The organism is Shewanella sp. SM68 (assembly GCF_025653925.1).
GTDB lineage: Bacteria > Pseudomonadota > Gammaproteobacteria > Enterobacterales > Shewanellaceae > Shewanella > Shewanella oncorhynchi.
This window is the reverse complement of record NZ_JAKKRU010000008.1, coordinates 82282-100940: the sequence shown is the minus strand read 5'-3', so window position 1 is coordinate 100940 and position 18659 is coordinate 82282. Positions and strand designations below refer to the sequence as shown.

17 protein-coding genes are annotated in these 18659 nt (G+C 36.3%); all 17 read left to right on the top strand.

The window, feature by feature from the left end; translation table 11 throughout:
- The first annotated feature begins 87 nt into the window (after positions 1-87).
- The 17 genes from L5M40_RS13995 to L5M40_RS13910 all read left to right on the top strand — a co-directional run bounded on the left by L5M40_RS13995 (position 88) and on the right by L5M40_RS13910 (position 18650).
- Positions 88-2826: an SLBB domain-containing protein gene (locus tag L5M40_RS13995; protein ID WP_263256799.1), complete on the top strand. Its 2739-nt coding sequence runs from the start codon at positions 88-90 to the stop codon at positions 2824-2826.
- A 107-nt stretch (positions 2827-2933) separates the two neighbouring features.
- Positions 2934-3311 carry a four helix bundle protein gene (locus tag L5M40_RS13990; RefSeq protein ID WP_086904803.1) on the top strand — a complete coding sequence of 126 codons (378 nt, stop codon included), beginning with the start codon at positions 2934-2936 and terminating at the stop codon, positions 3309-3311.
- Between the two features lie 114 nt (positions 3312-3425).
- Positions 3426-4400 carry a Wzz/FepE/Etk N-terminal domain-containing protein gene (locus L5M40_RS13985; protein ID WP_263256798.1) on the top strand — a complete coding sequence of 325 codons (975 nt, stop codon included), beginning with the start codon at positions 3426-3428 and terminating at the stop codon, positions 4398-4400.
- Between the two features lie 273 nt (positions 4401-4673).
- A complete protein-coding gene (rfbB, locus tag L5M40_RS13980; RefSeq protein ID WP_263256796.1) occupies positions 4674-5762 on the top strand; it encodes a dTDP-glucose 4,6-dehydratase in 1089 nt (362 codons plus the stop codon).
- Between the two features lie 76 nt (positions 5763-5838).
- Positions 5839-6705, top strand: coding sequence for a glucose-1-phosphate thymidylyltransferase RfbA (gene rfbA / locus L5M40_RS13975; RefSeq protein ID WP_263256793.1), 867 nt, complete (start codon positions 5839-5841; stop codon positions 6703-6705).
- An 11-nt stretch (positions 6706-6716) separates the two neighbouring features.
- Positions 6717-7121, top strand: coding sequence for a sugar 3,4-ketoisomerase (locus L5M40_RS13970; RefSeq protein WP_263256791.1), 405 nt, complete (start codon positions 6717-6719; stop codon positions 7119-7121).
- Entirely contained in the window at positions 7115-7363 is a 249-nt protein-coding gene (locus tag L5M40_RS13965; protein WP_263256790.1) for an acyl carrier protein, read from the top strand. The genes L5M40_RS13970 and L5M40_RS13965 overlap by 7 nt, the downstream gene beginning before the upstream one ends.
- Entirely contained in the window at positions 7344-8699 is a 1356-nt protein-coding gene (locus L5M40_RS13960) for an AMP-binding enzyme (RefSeq protein WP_263256788.1), read from the top strand. Before L5M40_RS13965 ends, L5M40_RS13960 begins: the two co-directional genes overlap by 20 nt.
- Positions 8696-9415: an SDR family NAD(P)-dependent oxidoreductase gene (locus L5M40_RS13955; RefSeq protein ID WP_263256787.1), complete on the top strand. Its 720-nt coding sequence runs from the start codon at positions 8696-8698 to the stop codon at positions 9413-9415. The genes L5M40_RS13960 and L5M40_RS13955 overlap by 4 nt, the downstream gene beginning before the upstream one ends.
- A complete protein-coding gene (locus tag L5M40_RS13950) occupies positions 9415-10170 on the top strand; it encodes an acyltransferase (protein WP_263256786.1) in 756 nt (251 codons plus the stop codon). The genes L5M40_RS13955 and L5M40_RS13950 overlap by 1 nt, the downstream gene beginning before the upstream one ends.
- A 1-nt stretch (position 10171) precedes the next feature.
- Positions 10172-11278 carry a DegT/DnrJ/EryC1/StrS family aminotransferase gene (locus L5M40_RS13945; protein ID WP_263256785.1) on the top strand — a complete coding sequence of 369 codons (1107 nt, stop codon included), beginning with the start codon at positions 10172-10174 and terminating at the stop codon, positions 11276-11278.
- Complete coding sequence (locus L5M40_RS13940; protein WP_263256784.1) at positions 11275-12525, top strand: O-antigen translocase; 1251 nt, start codon at positions 11275-11277, stop codon at positions 12523-12525. The genes L5M40_RS13945 and L5M40_RS13940 overlap by 4 nt, the downstream gene beginning before the upstream one ends.
- A 971-nt stretch (positions 12526-13496) precedes the next feature.
- On the top strand, positions 13497-14546 hold the full coding sequence (locus tag L5M40_RS13930; protein ID WP_263256781.1) for a hypothetical protein: 1050 nt from the start codon (positions 13497-13499) through the stop codon (positions 14544-14546).
- 230 nt (positions 14547-14776) lie between these two features.
- Complete coding sequence (locus L5M40_RS13925; protein ID WP_263256779.1) at positions 14777-15832, top strand: glycosyltransferase family 4 protein; 1056 nt, start codon at positions 14777-14779, stop codon at positions 15830-15832.
- On the top strand, positions 15820-16869 hold the full coding sequence (locus tag L5M40_RS13920) for an EpsG family protein (protein WP_317629676.1): 1050 nt from the start codon (positions 15820-15822) through the stop codon (positions 16867-16869). Before L5M40_RS13925 ends, L5M40_RS13920 begins: the two co-directional genes overlap by 13 nt.
- A 12-nt stretch (positions 16870-16881) precedes the next feature.
- The gene (locus L5M40_RS13915; protein WP_263256776.1) at positions 16882-17706 is read left to right on the top strand and encodes a glycosyltransferase; all 825 of its coding nucleotides are present in this window, start codon (positions 16882-16884) and stop codon (positions 17704-17706) included.
- Complete coding sequence (locus L5M40_RS13910; protein WP_263256775.1) at positions 17703-18650, top strand: UDP-glucose 4-epimerase family protein; 948 nt, start codon at positions 17703-17705, stop codon at positions 18648-18650. Before L5M40_RS13915 ends, L5M40_RS13910 begins: the two co-directional genes overlap by 4 nt.
- Positions 18651-18659: the final 9 nt, after the last annotated feature.

The following is an 18659-nucleotide window of genomic DNA, read 5'->3' as shown; positions in this document are numbered from 1 at the left end:
AGAACGCTCGCAGGCTCGCTCTAGAATCTAGAAGGAGCGCAACGATGCTTTGCTTTTTATCATTTTAAATCCAATCGGAGATATCTGGTGTTACAACAAATCAAAAAATTCATCATAGTAGGCCTTAGCGCCACAATATTGATGGGCGCTCAGGTTCATGCCGTTACGCCATCTCCACAAATGATTGAGCAGTTCAAGCAATTACCGAAATCTGAACAGGCAAGGCTTGCTAAGCAATACGGTATTGATCCTAATATGCTTTCAGGTTCTCAGGCCCAAACTCAGGTTACAAATCCTGAAGTCGTAGGGGAAAGAGACACCAATCCTCGTGTGTCTGATGCCGATAAAAAAGCGGCTAAAGCTGAGTTAGATTTTTCTGAAGATCCCAGCAAAATAAAATTGCGTCGTTTCGGTTATGAGATGTTTGCTGGTGAACCAAGCACATTTGCACCTGTGTCAGACGTCCCTGTTCCAGGAGAGTATCTCGTCGGTCCAGGCGATAACATTAAAGTTCAGCTTTATGGTAAAGAAAATAAAGAGTATGACCTCGTCATTAACCGTGAGGGGGTTATCCAGTTCCCTGAGCTAGGTCCAATACCAGTCATGGGGCTTAGTTTCTCTGAGCTCAGAGACTCTTTATCCCAGCGTATTAGTGAGCAAATGATAGGTATTGAGTCCAACATCACTATGGGTGAGTTGCGCTCGATACGCATTTTTGTGGCAGGTGATGCCTATAAACCTGGTTCGTATACGGTTTCAAGTTTATCAACCATCACTCAGGCTCTGTTTGTCGCTGGTGGTGTTAACGAGATCGGTTCATTACGTAATGTACAGCTGAAACGTAATGGCAAACTAGTTGGTACTTTAGATCTTTATGACCTGTTAATGCGAGGTGATGCGTCGGGGGATTTAAGACTCCATTCTGGTGATGTGGTGTTTATTCCTTCTATCGGCGGCCTTGTAAGCGTAACCGGCGAAGTAAGACGCCCAGCCATTTACGAGCTAAAACACAATGAGAGCATGGCTGACGTTATCGCAATGGCCGCTGGGTTAAATACAGGAGCATATCCTAAAAGCAGTTCAATAGAGCGTTATAATAGTAAATCTTTGAAAACCATAGTGAACGTAGACTTAACCTCTGAGCAAGGTAGAAACACACCGGCCAAAGCAGGTGACATTGTTCGTGTAAAAAGTGCGTCGGAGCAATACGAAAGTGCCATCACTATAGCCGGGGCAGTTGTTCGTCCGGGTAAATATCAATGGTTTGCTGGTCAAAAAGTGAGTGACGTATTACCTTCTCTGTGGGGAGACTTAGCGGCTTCTGCTGATCTCGATTACGCAATCGTGATCCGTGAAGTGAATCAATACGGTGATATTGAAGTGCATCAATTCTCACCAGGGAAAGCAATTAGTGCTAAAGAAAGTGGCCAAGATCTTAGCTTAAATGCGCGTGATAAAATCATCCTGTTTAATTTTTCAGATGATATACAGAATCGCTATGAGTTAAATAAATTAGTAAAAGAGCGTGTTGAAAAAGTCACTTCTTTAAATACGAGTAATCTTTTAGGTTCAGATTTATTTAAAGCCGGTTTTGTTCAACTCGATAAAACTAAGTTATCGCAACGTACCGATCTTGCTGGTGTAGTACTAACAGATAAGAAAGAGTCTGAAGAGGCTGAGGTTGTTAAAGGCGTAGTCAATAAAATGTTGGCTAATTTATTTGACGATACAGAGCTACTTAAACTCAGTAATCAGATGGGCCGTCAAGAGTTACTCTACCCAGTAATGGTTAAATTAAATAGCCAAGGGCGAGCAGGCTCTGGTATTCAAATTGTTGCTATTGATGGACAGGTAAGAGAACCAGGAGTATATCCACTGACTGTGGGTGCTCGGGTGAATGATTTAGTGATCGCTGCAGGTGGTTTAAAAGAAGGTGCTTATACCGCTAGAGCTGAATTAACCACTACCTCAACCGATATCAATGGCTCGAGAATTAAGCATAATAATCTTGATTTAACACAAGCTTTGCAAGGAATCGAAAGTGCCAATATCCGTTTAACTGGGCGTGACATGCTAACAGTGATGACGACTCCTGATTGGCAAGAATCTAAAGTTGTTGAAATTCGAGGCGAAGTAAAATTCCCTGGACGCTACAATATCCGCCGCGGTGAAACACTAAACGATTTAATCGCTCGTGTGGGTGGATTTACTGAATATGCTTATTTGCCATCAGCTGTATTTGTGCGCGAATCTGTTCGTAAGCAAGAGCAAATAGAGATTAAAAAGTTAGCCGATCAATTGCGTCGAGATATAGCCACACGAGGTGTATCGCAGGATGGCACTATGGTCAATTATGCTGATGCGCAATTGATGTTGGCCGATTTAGAAAATATAAAAGCCGTAGGACGTCTTGTTGTCGATTTAGCGGCAATTTCATTAGGAATTGAACAAGCGAATATACAGCTTGAAGATGCCGATATCCTCTATGTTCCATCGACTAAACAAACCATTGCAGTGATGGGAGAGGTTCAGCACCCAGCAACTCACAGATTTAAAGATGGCTTAACTTTAGACCAATATTTAGCTATGTCCGGTGGTGCGCGTAAACGTGCTGATGAAGACCGCACTTACGTTATCCAAGCAAATGGTTCTGTACTCATGCCTGGCCGTTCGAGTTGGTTTACTAGTGAAGACCAGTTACAACCGGGTGATACCATTATTGTGCCATTAGATACGGAATATAAAGATAACCTAAGTCTCTGGACACAGATCACGGGTATTATCTATAACACCGCCGTCGCTGTATCAGTTATCGCAGGGCTTTAAAACGAAGATGCTAGGACGCTTGCAAGCTCGCTCTAGGACCTAGAATCTAGGACCTAGAATCTAGAACGGCCTTCGGCCTCTAGGACCTTCTCTAATTAAGGAACATCATGCGATTCGAACAACTGGATGTTTGGAAACGCGCTTGTCGCCTTTCATGTGATGTTTATAAGGAACTTAAAAATTGCCGAGATTATGGGCTCAGAGATCAAATGACCAGAGCGGCAGTTTCTATTCCCTCAAACATTGCAGAGGGGGAAGAACGTGAATCAACCGCTGAATCTGCAAGGTTTCTTTATTTTGCAAAAGGCTCATCAGGCGAACTGATAACGCAAATATATATTGCGATAGAAATTGGTGTGATAGACAAGCAAAACGGAATGACTCTTATCAAAGAGGCTAAAGAAATTTCAGCAATGATTGCTTCTTTGATAAAAATACGAAAAGGCAGTGTCCGAGAAGAGTCCGCAGATTATAAAAGTACATAGAATCTAGGACGCTCGCAAGCTCGCTCTAGGCCCTAGAATCTAGGACCTTCTTTAAATATCTTTAAGCTTTCCTAGGGTCTAGCACCTAGGATCTAGGACCTATAACCTAAAAAAATGAATACACAAATTACTCAAAATCCAAACACATATAAAACAGACGCGCAATTCCCTCAAACCACAAGCGATGACGAAATTGATCTTCGTGAATTATTCTCTGTCATCTGGCAAGGTAAATGGTTGATTATTGCTATTACAGCTGTATTCGCGATTGGTGCGGTTATTTTTGCCATAAAACAACCCAATATTTATAAATCCGAAGCTTTATTAGCCCCTGCATCTGAAGAGCAAGGCGGTGGTTTAAGTGCATTAGCATCGCAGTTTGGCGGCTTAGCCAGCTTAGCTGGGGTAAATTTAAGTGCTAAGGGTAGTACGGATAAAACAGAGCTTGCCATTCAAGTATTGAAATCTCGCCAATTTACCAGTGATTTTATTCAAAGGCACAATATCCTCGCTGATTTAATGGCCGCTGAAAAATGGGATAGGGATGCTGATAAATTAATTTATGATCCTAAGCTTTATAATGAGCAAACCAATACTTGGGTACGTGAAGCTAAAGTGCCATTTAAACCAGAACCATCAATGCAGGAGGCCTATAAAGTCTTTAGCAAAATGATTGCTGTTAATAAAGCGAAAGAAACTGGAATGGTCACTATTTCAGTTGAGCATTTATCACCAGCTGTTGCGCAGCAGTGGGTTGCTTGGTTAATCCAAGATATTAATAAAGTAATGAAAGACCGCGATGTAGCTGAGGCGAATCGTAGCAGTGAGTTTTTAAATAAACAAATTGCTTTAACTAATGTGGCAGATATTCGAACCATTTTGTATAAACTAGTAGAAGAACAAGCTAAAACCATCATGTTTGCTGAAGTGCGTGATGAATACGTTTTTAAAACGATTGACCCTGCTCTAGTGCCTGAAGAAAAAGCAAAGCCTAAACGCGCTCTAATTTGCGTATTAGGTACACTGCTTGGCGGTATGTTAGGCGTGATGTTTGTGTTGGTTAGGTATTTTATGAGGAAAGATGCTTAGGCTAACGCTCCGTTCTAGGACGCAGTAAAAAGTGCTGTTCTAGACTCTAGAAGAAGCGAACGACTGCATGGTCAATTTTGTTCCATACAAAATCTGACATTTCCACCATCCATGGTGGTCAGATGTAAGAGGTAGAATAAGGCAGGAGCAGTTATCGAGCGACGCTCTGCTTTTTCTAGCAGGGCGTAGCCCGCTCTAGCCGCGAAGCGTTCCGTCAACCTCTTTCTAACTTTCGCAAGCGTTACATTTTATATTTTATCGAGGTATTTTTTAGTGAAAATTCTGGTTACAGGTGGCGCTGGCTTTATCGGCTCTGCAGTTGTTCGACATATTATCAACAATACTCAAGATAGTGTGATTAATGTTGATAAGTTAACTTATGCTGGCAATCTTGAATCACTACTTAGTGTTGAAAAAAATCAACGATACGCATTCGAACAAGTGGATATTTGTGATCGAGTAGAGCTAGATAGAGTTTTTAATAAGTACCAACCTGATGCGGTAATGCATTTAGCTGCAGAGTCTCATGTCGACCGTTCAATTACAGGTCCATCAGATTTTATTCAAACCAACATCGTTGGTACTTATACTCTGCTTGAAGCTACACGTGCTTATTGGAGTAGTTTATCTGACCAAGCAAAAAATGCCTTTCGCTTCCATCATATTTCCACTGATGAGGTTTATGGCGATTTACCGCATCCTGATGATATAGAAGATGGAACGGAGCCTTCAGCGAATAAAGAGTTACCATTATTCATTGAAACAACACCTTATGCTCCTAGCAGTCCGTATTCTGCTTCTAAAGCATCAAGTGATCACTTAGTTCGTGCATGGTTACGTACCTATGGCTTACCTACCATAGTGACTAATTGCTCCAACAACTATGGTCCTTATCACTTCCCTGAAAAACTGATCCCGCTAGTGATCCTTAATGCACTTGAAGGCAAGTCATTACCTATTTACGGTAAAGGCGACCAGATCCGCGATTGGTTATATGTCGAAGACCATGCTCGCGCACTATACAAAGTGGTTACTGAGGGCAAAATTGGTGAAACCTACAATATTGGTGGTCATAACGAAAAACAGAACTTAGAAGTGGTGCAAACCATCTGTAGCATCTTAGATTCATTAGTGCCTAAAGCTACGCCTTATGCTGAGCAGATTACCTATGTAACTGATAGACCAGGTCATGATCGCCGTTATGCCATTGATGCAACCAAAATGAGTAATGAGCTTAACTGGCAACCAGAAGAAACCTTCGAAACAGGCCTTTGTAAAACCATTGAATGGTATTTAGCGAATCAAGAGTGGTGTCAGCATGTCCAAGATGGTAGCTATCAGCGAGAGCGTTTAGGCATTTAACCTCTTTTATTATTTTGTTTTATGTCCTAGTTTTTCTTTAAACCTAGGATCTCTTTATCTAGGAACTGATTTTACTATGAAAGGAATTATTCTCGCTGGCGGTTCTGGTACTCGTTTGTACCCGATTACTAAAGGTGTTTCGAAACAGTTACTACCTGTATACGATAAACCTATGATTTATTATCCAATTTCTGTGCTCATGCTTGCAGGGATACGGGATATTTTGATTATCACTACACCTGATGATCAATATTCGTTTAAACGTTTACTTGGTGATGGCACTGACTTTGGGATAAATCTTCAATATGCCGTGCAACAAAGCCCTGACGGATTAGCACAAGCCTTTATTATTGGTGAAGAGTTTATTGGTAATGATAATGTGTGTTTAGCGCTTGGAGATAATATCTTTTGGGGACAAGGTTTTTCACCAATACTCAAACAAGCTGCAGCAAGAACAACGGGGGCAACGGTATTTGGCTATCAAGTGAAAGATCCTGAGCGTTTTGGTGTAGTTGAATTCGCTCAAAATCAAAAGGCCATCAGTATTGAAGAAAAACCCCTAAAACCTAAATCTAATTTTGCAGTGACAGGCCTTTATTTTTACGATAATTGCGTAGTCAATATTGCCAAAAACGTTAAACCATCAGAGCGTGGCGAATTAGAAATTACTAGTATTAATCAAGCGTATCTTGAAATGGGTGAATTAAATGTAGAGTTGCTTGGTCGTGGTTTTGCTTGGTTAGATACAGGTACCTATGAAAGTCTATTGGAAGCTGCATCATTTGTCGAAACGATCGAAAAAAGACAGGGTTATAAGATAGCCTGCCTAGAAGAGATTGCTTGGCGAAATAAGTGGTTGACGGATGAACAGCTAGCTGTTGCGGGTAATCAAATGGCCAAGAACACGTATGGTCAATATTTGTTTGATTTGCTGAATAAGTAATAGAGATATCGATGAGTCAGATTAAATTATTTGATTTTCGCACGCTAGGTGATGAGCGTGGTGCCTTGGTGGCATTGGAAGCAAACAAGCAAATTCCATTTGATATTAAACGAGTTTATTATATTTATAACACGGCTGAAGGCGTAGCTCGTGGTTTTCATGCTCATAAAGAACTTAAGCAAGTCGCTATTTGTCTTAAAGGTTCTTGTCGCTTTGTGATGGATGATGGCAAAGATAAGCAAGAAGTGATATTAACTACGCCTGACAAAGGGTTATTAATTGATGCGATGCAATGGCATGAGATGTACGATTTCTCTGAAGGTTGCGTTTTAATGGTTTTAGCTAGTGATATATACGATGAAGATGATTACATTCGTGATTATCAACAATTTTTAAAGGAAATTAAAATATGCTAAGAAAAATAATTTTAGAAAAATTTAATGAAGCTCTGGCGCAAACTAGTGTAACTAAATCTTATGCTGAATTAAGCGATGATACAGTTTTACTAGAAACTGAATTAGATTCATTAGGCTTTGCAATTTTAGTAGCCTTGTTAGAGGAAGAACTTGATTACGATCCATTTCAGTTAATGGAAAATGCAGTCTATCCTCAAACTTTTGGTGACTTTGTAGCAATTTATGAAAAATATTCAAAATAATAATCAAGAAACAATTTTAAGTCTTCTAAATATAGTGCCTGGTGATAGGTTTTTTTTATCAGTTGAATCAAAAAATATTACTTATGCAGAAATAGTTAATATTTCAAATCGATTTATTGATGAAAATTCTCAGTACCTTGGATGTAACATTGCTGTTAAGTTTAAAAATCGTGAATTGGCTACAAAGTTTTTGCCAGCGGTATCTTATTTAGCAAAAAATTTATTGATTTTGCCTGATGATTTACAGGAAGAAATTGAGCAAGATTTTTTTATTAAAACCCAGTCTAATTACCATTTTAATTTCAATGAAGCTGGTGTCGAAATAACTAAAATATCTGAACCAGTTTTTGATGGCCTTAAACGTAAAATGATACTCGCTACATCTGGCACAACGGGGACACCCAAGTTGGTATCTTACGAGCTTAAACAGCTTATTGGAACGGCTAAAACTGACATAGCTAAAGGTCTAGCTTACAATTGGGCTTTAGTTTATGACGTCAATCGTTTTGCTGGCTTACAAGTTTATTTTCAAACAATTTTATCTGGTTCAAAATTAACTATTCTAGAGTCTGATAGTAGTATCGCTCAAGTCATAAATTTATTGATAAATAGCAATGCAAACTGTTTATCCGCTACGCCTTCTTTTTTTCGTAAGTTATTAATGGATCCAAAAAGTGCATCAATTAACTTTACTCGAATAACTTTAGGTGGTGAGATTGCAGAACAAACAATTCTAAACAGTCTTAAGACCATATATCCTCAAGCTAAAATAATTCATATATATGCTTCAACCGAGGCTGGCGTTGGCTTTAGTGTAAAAGATGTTAAAGAGGGTTTTCCGTTAGCATTTTTAGATGAAACAGCTTTATTAGGAACAAGCCTGAAAATTAAAGATGGTACGCTTTGGATTAAATCTAAAAACACATCAAATACTATGATTAGCGGTTTATTAGAGTTAGATATGGATGGATACATAAATACAGGTGATTTAGTTGCTATCGTTGATGATAGGATTTTATTTATGGGCCGCGAAAGTGGTACGATTAATGTTGGAGGGAACAAAGTTATTCCTGAAGAAATTGAACGTGTTATTTTAAAACATGATGCTATATCTGAATGTTACGTTTTTGGCAAAAAAAATTCAATGATGGGGATGTTGGTTGCTTGTGAAGTTGTTCTTAAAGATCCAAGTATTGATAAAAATTATATTAAAAAAGATCTGCAGTCATTTTGTCATACTCAACTTCAACCATTTAAAGTGCCTGCACTAGTCAAATTTGTTAGTGAAATTGAAAAAAATTCTGTCGGAAAAGTCATGAGAGGTAAGGCTTCATGAAATTAGTTATAATCACAGGTGCAAGTAAAGGATTGGGATTGGCTATCTCAAAAAAACTAATTGAGAATAATTATAGCGTTGTTTGTATTAGTCGTCGTGAGGGAGAATTTAGTCAATTAAAGCTAGATTATCCTAATCAGGCTTTTTTTTATGGTTATGATTTCGCCAAAACTGAAGGTATTTCAGATTTAGTTAAAAAAATAGTTAAAGATCATGGGCGCCCATACGGATTAATAAATAATGCGGCTATAGGTCATGATGGTGTTTTAGCAACAATGCACGAAAGTGATATTAATCAACTTATTATTACAAATATTACCTCTCCCATTTTATTGACGAAGTATGTGAGCCGCTCTATGTTGTTAAATCAATGTGGGCGCATCATAAATGTTGGTTCAATTATAGGTAGTACAGGTTTTAATGGATTAAGTGTTTATGGTGCATCAAAATCAGCACTTTCTGGTTTTACAAGATCACTAGCAAGGGAAGTCGGTAAAGCCAATATTACAGTTAATACACTTGCACCTGGTTATATGGAAACCGCAATGACAGCTGGTTTGCAAGGCGAAAAATTGCAATCAATTAAAAGACGAAGTCCATTAGGGCGGTTAGCCAATGTAGAAGATGCTGCTTCAGCAGCTATTTTCTTACTTTCAGACGGTGCAAGTTCCATTACTGGTACAACACTTACCGTTGATGCAGGGAGTACTGCATAATGGCAGTATTAATTCATCCTTCAGCAATTATTTCTCCTTTAGCCATAATTGAAGAGAATGTTGAAATTGGACCATTTACAATAGTTCATGATAATGTTTATTTAAGTTCTGGTTGTCGTGTTGGGGCTTACTCTGAGTTAGGTATACCTTCGATATTGGCGAAGAAGAAAGAATTAATATTTGGTAATAATTGTAATATTAGGAGTCACAATGTTTTCTATGCAGGTTCAAAAATTGGCGACTCGTTAAATACGGGTCATTATGTCAGTGTTAGAGAAAACTCGATAGTAGGGAACGGATGTCAGTTTGGTAATCGTTCAGACATTCAAGGTGACTGTACTATCGGTAATTTTACAAAATGTCATGCAGATGTACATATTGGTAAAATGTCAAAAGTTGGTGATTACGTTTGGCTATTTCCTGAAGTGCTACTAACAAATGATCCTACCCCGCCAAGTACAGACCTAATTGGTGTAACTATAAATGATTTTGCGGTTTTAGCTGCCAAAGTACTCGTTTTACCTGGTGTGATTATAGGTAAAGATAGTGTAGTAGGTGCTGGCTCAGTTGTTAAGGAAAATGTTCCAGAAGGTAAATTAGCTAATGGCAATCCAATAAAAATAATCTGCGATGCTAAAATTTTAAGAATGTACAATAATCCTAAATTGAAGGCATATCCATGGCGAAATCGATTTCATCGTGGCTATCCGGCAGAGATTATTTCAGCATGGTTAAGTGAATTTAATGAGAAATAATATGACAGTTCCTTTTTTGGATTTAAAGAAAGTTAATCAACAATATCAAGATGAGCTAAAAGAAGCTTGCGCCAGGGTTATTGACTCTGGTTGGTATATTATGGGAAATGAGCTGTCTCAATTTGAAACTGAGTTTGCTCGCTATTGCGGCACTAAACATTCTATCGGTGTTGCTAACGGTTTAGATGCTTTAATACTTACTATTCGTGCTTGGAAGGTGTTAGGTAAACTTAAAGCGGGTGATGAGGTTATTGTTCAAGCTAATACCTATATTGCCTCAGTATTGGCTATTACTGAAAATGACTTAATCCCTGTATTAGTTGAACCCAATCCTAAAACCTATAATCTAGATTGTGAGACTGTTCGCAAAGCTATTACCGCTAAAACGAAATTAATTTTACCTGTACATTTATATGGCCAAATATCACCTATGCAGGAGATTATGGCACTAGCCGATGAATTTAATTTATTAGTTTTAGAAGATTGCGCTCAATCACACGGCGCTGAGATTAACGGTAAACGGGCTGGTAATTGGGGCCATGCGGCTGGCTTTAGTTTTTACCCAGGTAAAAACTTGGGGGCACTCGGTGATGCCGGTGCTATAACTACCAATAATGACGAATTATCACAAACTTTAAGAGCATTGCGTAATTATGGCTCTCATAAAAAATATGAAAATATTTATCAGGGTGTCAATAGCCGTCTAGATGAAATACAAGCGGCTATGTTACGCGTTAAATTACGCCATTTAGAGGTTGAAACAAAACGTCGTCAGCAGATTGCTCAAACATATCGTTTGCTTATCAGTAACCCATTAATTGTATTGCCAGTTGTGACTGAAGAGCTTGCCCATGTTTGGCATTTGTTTGTGGTGCGTTGTGAAAATCGTGAAGCCTTACAACAGCATTTGGCGGCTAACGGCATTCAAACCTTAATTCACTACCCGATCCCACCGCATAAGCAGCAGGCTTATCGCCAATATGCCGAAATACAATTGCCGCTGACCGAGCAGATTCACCAACAGGTTTTGTCTATTCCTTTAGATCCTACCATGAGCAATGATACTATTAAGAAAGTGATCAATGTGTTAAATGGTTTTAATGCATGAGGCGTCTGTTAAAAGTCACTGCAATGACTGGGTTGTTAACTTTACTCAAAATGGTAATAGGATTTGTAATTGCCAAGGTTGTTGCGATTTATACTGGTCCAACCGGTTTAGCCATGCTTGGTCAAGTACAGAGCATGGTGGGAAGCCTTAATGGGATCATTAATGCGCCAGTAGGTAGTGGAATTATACGTTTTACAGCCGAAAATAAGGACCGAGGATATGATGCTTGTACGCCTTGGTGGCGTGCTTCGTTGCAATGGGTGCTAGTTATTTCAGCAATAATCATTCCGAGTGGTTTATTGTTAGCTCCTCATATCGCTAATTGGTTATTTGAAGATACGGGATTAACTTGGGTCGTGATGGCAACTGTGTGTGTGTTACCATTATCCGCAATAGGTACCCTGTGTAATTCCGTGATAAACGGTCAACAGTTATTTCGCCGCTATGTCGGTCTTGGTATGGTGTCAGTGTTAGTTTCAGGCGGCGTGATGTTAGCCATGATCGTGCTGTACAATATTCAAGGTGCACTCTTAGCGGCGGCTTTACAATCGGCCTTAATTGGAGTTGTTATGCTGATAGCTAATTTGCGCCAACCTTGGTTCAAGTTTTGCTATTGGTGGGGGGCTACCGACAGCAAGTCACGTGAGGTAATTGGTGCCTATATGCTGATGGCTATAACCACTGCGCTAACTGTACCTATATCCCTAATCCTTGTGCGAAATATATTAATTGACCAAGTGGGCTGGGATGCGGCAGGTCAGTGGCAGGCTGTTTGGAAAATTTCTGAAGTGTATCTTAGCGTGATTACTATAGCGTTAGGTACCTACTATTTACCAAAACTTTCATCGTTAGTGGGAATTGATGCTATTGTTGCTGAAATTAATAAAACAGTAATAGTCATTATTCCTATAGTGGTAGTAATGGCGTTAGGAATATATATTTTCCGTGATTTAGCTATCACATTATTATTTACTGAAGAATTTAGATCTGCACGAGATTTATTTGCTATTCAGTTATCGGGTGATGTGCTAAAAATTGCCAGTTGGTTGTATGCTTATCCTATGCTATCGCGTGGTGCTACCAAATGGTTTGTGTGCACTGAAATTATCTTCTCATTATCATTTGTGGCCTTAACCTACTTATTTGTTATGAATATAGGTTTGGAAGGTGCAATTGTTGCGTACTTTGTTAATTATTCGATATACTTTTTAATTGTCATCTTAAATGTAAAAAGATTTGCCCGTTAATCACAATTAAACGTCGCACTATCTTTTTAAATAAGCTCGATTGGCTACCAAACATTTTTATACTGGTATGGTTTGTGTCATACAAGCCTTAAGTGTGCAAGGAAACGTTAAAGTTTTTTGAATAATGGTTGTGTTCTGGGAGTCTACCTTTCGTAGAACCTATATCGTGGTGAGTTTTATCTTGAAGCAAGGCATTTAGTGCTGAGATCAATATTGCTCAACAATTCAATATTAATAATGTTGTTATCATCACTGTAAATCGGTGAGTATCGGTCGAAATGTTTTTATCGGAGCTAACGTCACTATTTTACAGGGGGCGCTCGGAGATAACAGTGTTACAGGTGCTGTAGTGGATAAAAATCTCCCTCAGACATAATCGCTATAAAGTAGGGTAATGTTTGAAATTTTACAGTTTGAGATTAGATGTTAAGCACCTTATAAAACAGTAACGCTATGATTACAATTGGTGTAAACAGGTATTTTTTAGTCGTAACCAGTATCCCTGAATAAAATTTATGTTTTTGAAATATAGATGTGTTCAGAGAATAACTGAAAAGGTAATGCTGTGAAGATTGTTTAGTAGTAGTTAGCACAGAATCAATATTGTTTTGACAGTGTAAGTTTTCGTCTAGTGAAGTGGATAGGTAATTTCTAAAAATGTAATCTAGCTTTTAAATTCGTAAAATCGAAGTAAATAAATTATATTGTTGTATAATAATGCTGATCTTATTTTTCTCAGAAAGTTATGTTTGCTCCTAAAGTAGTTGATTTTTTGGAGCGGAAGATTGTGAACGGTGAAATTTTTTATTGGAGAGAAGATGATTTTTTAGTTACTATTTATTATGGACGTTAGTTGTTAGCTAGTGTATGTTGACATAGCTTTGAGTAATTTTTTAACAAAAATATGATTTTAAAGTGTACTTGAAATGCTTTTATTTGCACTTTTTAAAACAAAGATTATATGGTGTTTTATGAAAGTTTTAGTTTATGGTGAATATAGTGGTTATGGAAAATCACTAGCTAAGGGGTTTAATGAACTTGGCTATCATGCAGAAGTTTTAAGTTTTGGTGGTGATGGGTTCAAAAAAATAAAAGGTGATATTTCATTTCATGATGAAAATAAATTTATAAAACTATTTAAATTTATCGCTTTAATTCCCAGGATATTATCTTTTGATAATATTATTGTATTAAACCCTTCTTTTTTTGGACTTAAATATTTAGGCCCAATAGTAATATTGTTAGCTAAAATTAAAGGGATAAGAATTAATCTTTTAGCTTGTGGGGATGATGTAGAGTTCATTAAACAAGGTAAATTAGGTAATTTAGGATCCTGGCCTTACATTGATACGCAATTTCCTGATGTTAAGTATTATACTCGTTTAACTGAGTTATTTGTTCATAAAATAGTAGCTAATGTTTCTTATCGAGTAATACCAGTTATGTATGATTACCAAAAAGCATGGTCCTTATCTAAATATAAGAATAAAGTTGTAAGTACCATACCACTAGCCTGTGATGGAATGCTAATTAATTTGAAAACGAAAGTTTTTGGCGAAAAAATAAGAATTATGCATGGTATAAATAGAGAAGATTTTAAAGGTACTAGGAAAATTATATTAGCTTTAAATAAAATAAAATCCGAATATATTAATGATGTCGAAGTTTTTCTTCCTGAAAAACTGCCCTTTGAAGAATATATGAAGTTGCTAGAGTCAGTTGATATTTCAATTGATCAAACTAAAGGTAATTCTTACGGTATGAATGCAATTTATGGATTGCTCAGTGGGCATGTAGTTTTAGCACCAGCTAATGATTTTTTTAAAAAAGACTTGTGTATTTCAAATTGCCCTATTATACCAATAATTAATGATGAAAATGATATATATGTAAAGCTAAAGTCGTTAATTGAGAATAGGGAGAAATTGGATGAGATTAAAAGACATGGGCAAGAATATGCTTTAATGATGCACGCACCTAAAATTGTAGCAGAAAAAATGTCTAAATACTTACTTAAATAGCATATTGTTGGATTATTAATGATATTTTCAATATTTATTGTTGTTGTGAACATGTTGAATTATCTTTTATTAATATTGAATATAAATTTTGGCGATTGACTTGTTAGTTTTACTCGGAATGTAAAATGTTAACTAATTTATGGTATTCGATTTTATCATTCAGAGCGATTGGTTTGGTCATAACGGTTTGATATTGTATTGATATATTATTGTAATAGGTCCGGAAAGTTATGAAAATATTGTTTATAGTGCCATCATTGGAGTCTGCAGGACCTATTAATGTGGTTTTTGAATTGGTAAAGAAATTATCAAAAGATAATGAGGTTCATGTCTTTTCTTTTAGTAAAGGAGGGCGATTCAAAGATTTTGAACAATTTGCAAATAAAATATTCATATCTTCAAGGAGTAAGCTTTTACAAGTATTTTTTTTGGCTTCAGATATAGATCTTAATTTTTATGATGTAGTACATTCTCATTGTTTATTGCCAGATATAGCTTCTGCTTTTGCCTTTAGTGCAAGCAATAATACTTATACAACAATTCATAATTCTATGGATAAGGATTATATATTATTGTATGGTCAATTACTCGGAAATATATTATATAGATTACATTTGTTAGTGTTAAAAAAAATAAAATATCGTGTTTCCTGTTCAAATTCGGTAGCAGAATATCTCTTATCTCACTTTCAGCTTGAAACTAAAAGTATTTGTAATGGTGTTTCCGAGTCAGAATTAAAACCTCGCAAGTCCGGAAATTGTAATAGCAATAAGCTTAGATTTGTTAGTGTTGGTGTTCTTAATCAGAGAAAAAATACCCAGACATTACTCGATGCTTTCATTAAGTTAGATATTGAAAAATATGAATTTATAGTTATCGGAGATGGCCCGCTGTTATCTTCTTTGAATACTAAGTATCAAAATAAATCAAATATTATTTTTTTAGGTAATTGTAAGAATGTGAGGGATTTATTATCTTCTTCAGATGTATTTTTGTCTAGCTCAATGGCCGAAGGACTACCAATGGCTCTTTTGGAAGCTTTATCTGAAGGCGTGACTTATATTATCTCTGACATTCTACCACATTTAGAGATTAATAGGTTAAGTCCTGATTCTGGAATTGTTGTTGGTAATACCGTAGATGAGTTTTTCTCTGCAATGAAAAGTATAACTCTTGAGCAGGTAAATGAAAGAAGAATAATCTGTAAGACACTATTTGATTCTAATTTTAGTTCAAGAAAAATGGCTGATGACTATCTTGAACTCTATAGGTTGTGCATGCTGTGATTATTTACTTTACTGTATATTTTTTTATATGGCTGTTAAGTTTTATAGAATGCTTTTTTTTAAGAAAAAGGAATTCCACTGTTTTTGCTTACTTAATATTTTGTTGTATTTGCATTTTATCTTTTTTTAAGCCATTAAATTCTACAAGTGATAGTGCCTCTTATTATAATCATCTTATCGGTCTTGATAGTGGTAGTGAGTTCGAAATTGGATATCGGTTTTTTATCTATTTATTACAAATTTTAAATTTCTCAGACTATGGTTTTTTGACTTTGTCTGTCGTGTTTTTTTCATTAGTAATTAAGATGTTATCTAGCTACAATGCGACTCCTTATCTACTTTTGCCTATTGCAATATATACATCGCATTTCTTCTTGTATCAAGAGTTAACACAACTTAGAAGTGCTTTAGCTTCTTCGCTAGTCATTCTTGCTATTTTTATGATGCTCGAACGGAAACAAGTTTTATCATTAATTATCTATTGTATATCTTTATCCTTTCATAAGTCTGCTTTAATTTTTATGCCAGGATTCTTTATTGTAAAGTCTAAAGTTAGAATTAGCTTCTATCAGTTTTTTTTATTGCTTATTGTGTCAATTTTATTTTCATTCATTTTGAAAGATTTCATCGTATACGTTGCTGAGGATTTAGTTTCTGAAGCTATATTCAAAACGTATATTGAGGGTGAAGATGGGTATGCAAAATCTGTTGGGTTATTTAATCCTGCAACTTTGAAGTACGTTTTTTTATCATTCTTATTTATTTTATTTTCAACTAGAATTGAAAGTAAATATTATAATCCATTACTTAACTTATATTTGTTTGGGACGCTCTGGATCATTCTTTTCTCTTCGTTTGGAACTTTAGCAGGTAGAGGAGCATTTTTTTTTACTGTGTATGAAATGTTTTTAATTTCTTTTGTTATAAAGGCATTTTGTGATAAGAAAATAAAATTGATTGCATTTTGTTGTACTTTCATAATTTATACAATTATTTTATTCGTCAATTTAAACTTTAAAAATATGTTGATTGTTTAAAAGGTAATGTTTATGAGTTTTAGTTTTAGTGTTTTAATGGCTGTTTACTATAAGGATGATCCATTCTTTTTAGAACAATCTCTTAAAAGTTTGTATGATCAATCATTTAAAGCTAAACAGGTAGTCTTAATCTGTGATGGGCAGCTCAACGAGAACCTTGATGAAGTAATTGCTAGGTTTATATCATTACTACCTATTTCACTTATTAGGTTGGAGAATAATATTGGGTTAGGGAATGCACTGAATATTGGGTTGAAATATTGTACCTGTGATTGGGTTTTTAGAATGGATTCTGATGATATTTCTAGGCTTAATAGATTTGAAATTCAATCAGACTTTATTTTAAAAAATCCTGAGGTTGGTTTGGTTGGTGGTGCTATTTCTGAATTCATAGATTTTGGAGTTCCTATTGGTAAGCGTATTGTTCCTAGTTCTGACTCTGACATTAGGAAAACTATGGCTTATTACTCACCATTGAATCATGTGACTGTAGCTTTTAAAAAAGATAGAGTTATCGAAGTTGGAGGATATGAGGGAGGCCAAAATTTCCAAGAAGATTATTATCTTTGGCTTAAATTGGCGGCAACTGACTTGGTTTTTCACAATTTACCTGATGTATTAGTTGATGTTCGGGTAGGTGATAATATGTTGAGTCGTAGAGGAGGTATTGATTATTTTTTCAAGGAGTTGAAGGTTAGCTACTTTGGTTTTAAATGTGGAATCATTCCTTTACGCTCATTTTTAAAAAATCTTATAATTAAATTTTTCCTTAGGCTTTCGCCTATTCCTATTAGACGGATATTGTATAGAATGGGGCGCAGGTATATAAATAGATGATTTTATTAACTGGGTCTACAGGTTTTATTGGCAGTCAAGTACTTGAAAAAATACCTTCTGAAAGTGTTGTTTGTTTATCTAGATGTACTGATGGTTTTAATAATGGATATGTTTATTTTAATAAAAAAATATCTCCAGATGAAGATTATAAATCAGTTCTATATAAAGTTGAAACTATAATTCACTGTGCAGCCAGAGCACATGTTATGAATGAACTATTAAACAATCCTTTAGATGCCTATCGTGAAGTAAATACATTGGGAACTTTAAATTTAGCATCTCAAGCAGCATATGCTGGTGTCAAGCGTTTTATTTTTATCAGTAGTATTAAGGTAAATGGTGAGTGTACGTCGTTCCATAAACCTTTTACTGCTGACGACATACATAACGCTCAGGATAATTATGGTATTTCTAAATCTGAAGCGGAGCAGCAATTGTTAGAGTTAGGCCATAAAACAGGTATGGAGATTGTGATTATTCGCCCTACTTTAGTTTATGGGCCAGGTGTAAAGGCAAATTTTGCCTCATTGATGAACTTAGTTTCTAAAGGAGTTCCGCTGCCATTTGGTTGCATTAATCATAATAAACGTAGTCTGTTGTCAGTTACTAATCTTGTTGATTTAATTATCACCTGTATTGACCACCCTAAAGCGGCAAATCAAGTATTCTTGGTTTCAGATGACCATGATGTTTCGACCTCCGAAATGGTTCGTGAAATGGCAAAAGCACTAGATAAACCCACATGGCAACTCCCTATACCTATTTGGTGTTACAAGTTAGTGGGTAAACTATTTGATAAGTCAGATGTAGTGGATAGATTAACCGGTTCATTGCAGGTCGATATTTCTCATACGAAAGAAACCTTAGGTTGGAAGCCACCTCAGACCCTACAAGAAGGGTTCAAACAAACAGCGCAAGCTTTTCTTCAAGCAAAAACTAAATAATGGTAGAAC

Bases quoted from the DNA above. Each gene is read 5' to 3' on its own strand.
- L5M40_RS13930 (WP_263256781.1), top strand. From the start codon at position 13,497: ATGAAAGTTTTAGTTTATGGTGAATATAGTGGTTATGGAAAATCACTA.
- L5M40_RS13940 (WP_263256784.1), top strand. From the start codon at position 11,275: ATGAGGCGTCTGTTAAAAGTCACTGCAATGACTGGGTTGTTAACTTTA.
- L5M40_RS13910 (WP_263256775.1), top strand. From the start codon at position 17,703: ATGATTTTATTAACTGGGTCTACAGGTTTTATTGGCAGTCAAGTACTT.
- L5M40_RS13925 (WP_263256779.1), top strand. From the start codon at position 14,777: ATGAAAATATTGTTTATAGTGCCATCATTGGAGTCTGCAGGACCTATT.
- L5M40_RS13945 (WP_263256785.1), top strand. From the start codon at position 10,172: ATGACAGTTCCTTTTTTGGATTTAAAGAAAGTTAATCAACAATATCAA.
- L5M40_RS13985 (WP_263256798.1), top strand. From the start codon at position 3,426: ATGAATACACAAATTACTCAAAATCCAAACACATATAAAACAGACGCG.
- L5M40_RS13960 (WP_263256788.1), top strand. From the start codon at position 7,344: ATGAAAAATATTCAAAATAATAATCAAGAAACAATTTTAAGTCTTCTA.
- L5M40_RS13915 (WP_263256776.1), top strand. From the start codon at position 16,882: ATGAGTTTTAGTTTTAGTGTTTTAATGGCTGTTTACTATAAGGATGAT.
- L5M40_RS13990 (WP_086904803.1), top strand. From the start codon at position 2,934: ATGCGATTCGAACAACTGGATGTTTGGAAACGCGCTTGTCGCCTTTCA.
- rfbA (WP_263256793.1), top strand. From the start codon at position 5,839: ATGAAAGGAATTATTCTCGCTGGCGGTTCTGGTACTCGTTTGTACCCG.
- L5M40_RS13950 (WP_263256786.1), top strand. From the start codon at position 9,415: ATGGCAGTATTAATTCATCCTTCAGCAATTATTTCTCCTTTAGCCATA.
- L5M40_RS13970 (WP_263256791.1), top strand. From the start codon at position 6,717: ATGAGTCAGATTAAATTATTTGATTTTCGCACGCTAGGTGATGAGCGT.
- L5M40_RS13965 (WP_263256790.1), top strand. From the start codon at position 7,115: ATGCTAAGAAAAATAATTTTAGAAAAATTTAATGAAGCTCTGGCGCAA.
- L5M40_RS13955 (WP_263256787.1), top strand. From the start codon at position 8,696: ATGAAATTAGTTATAATCACAGGTGCAAGTAAAGGATTGGGATTGGCT.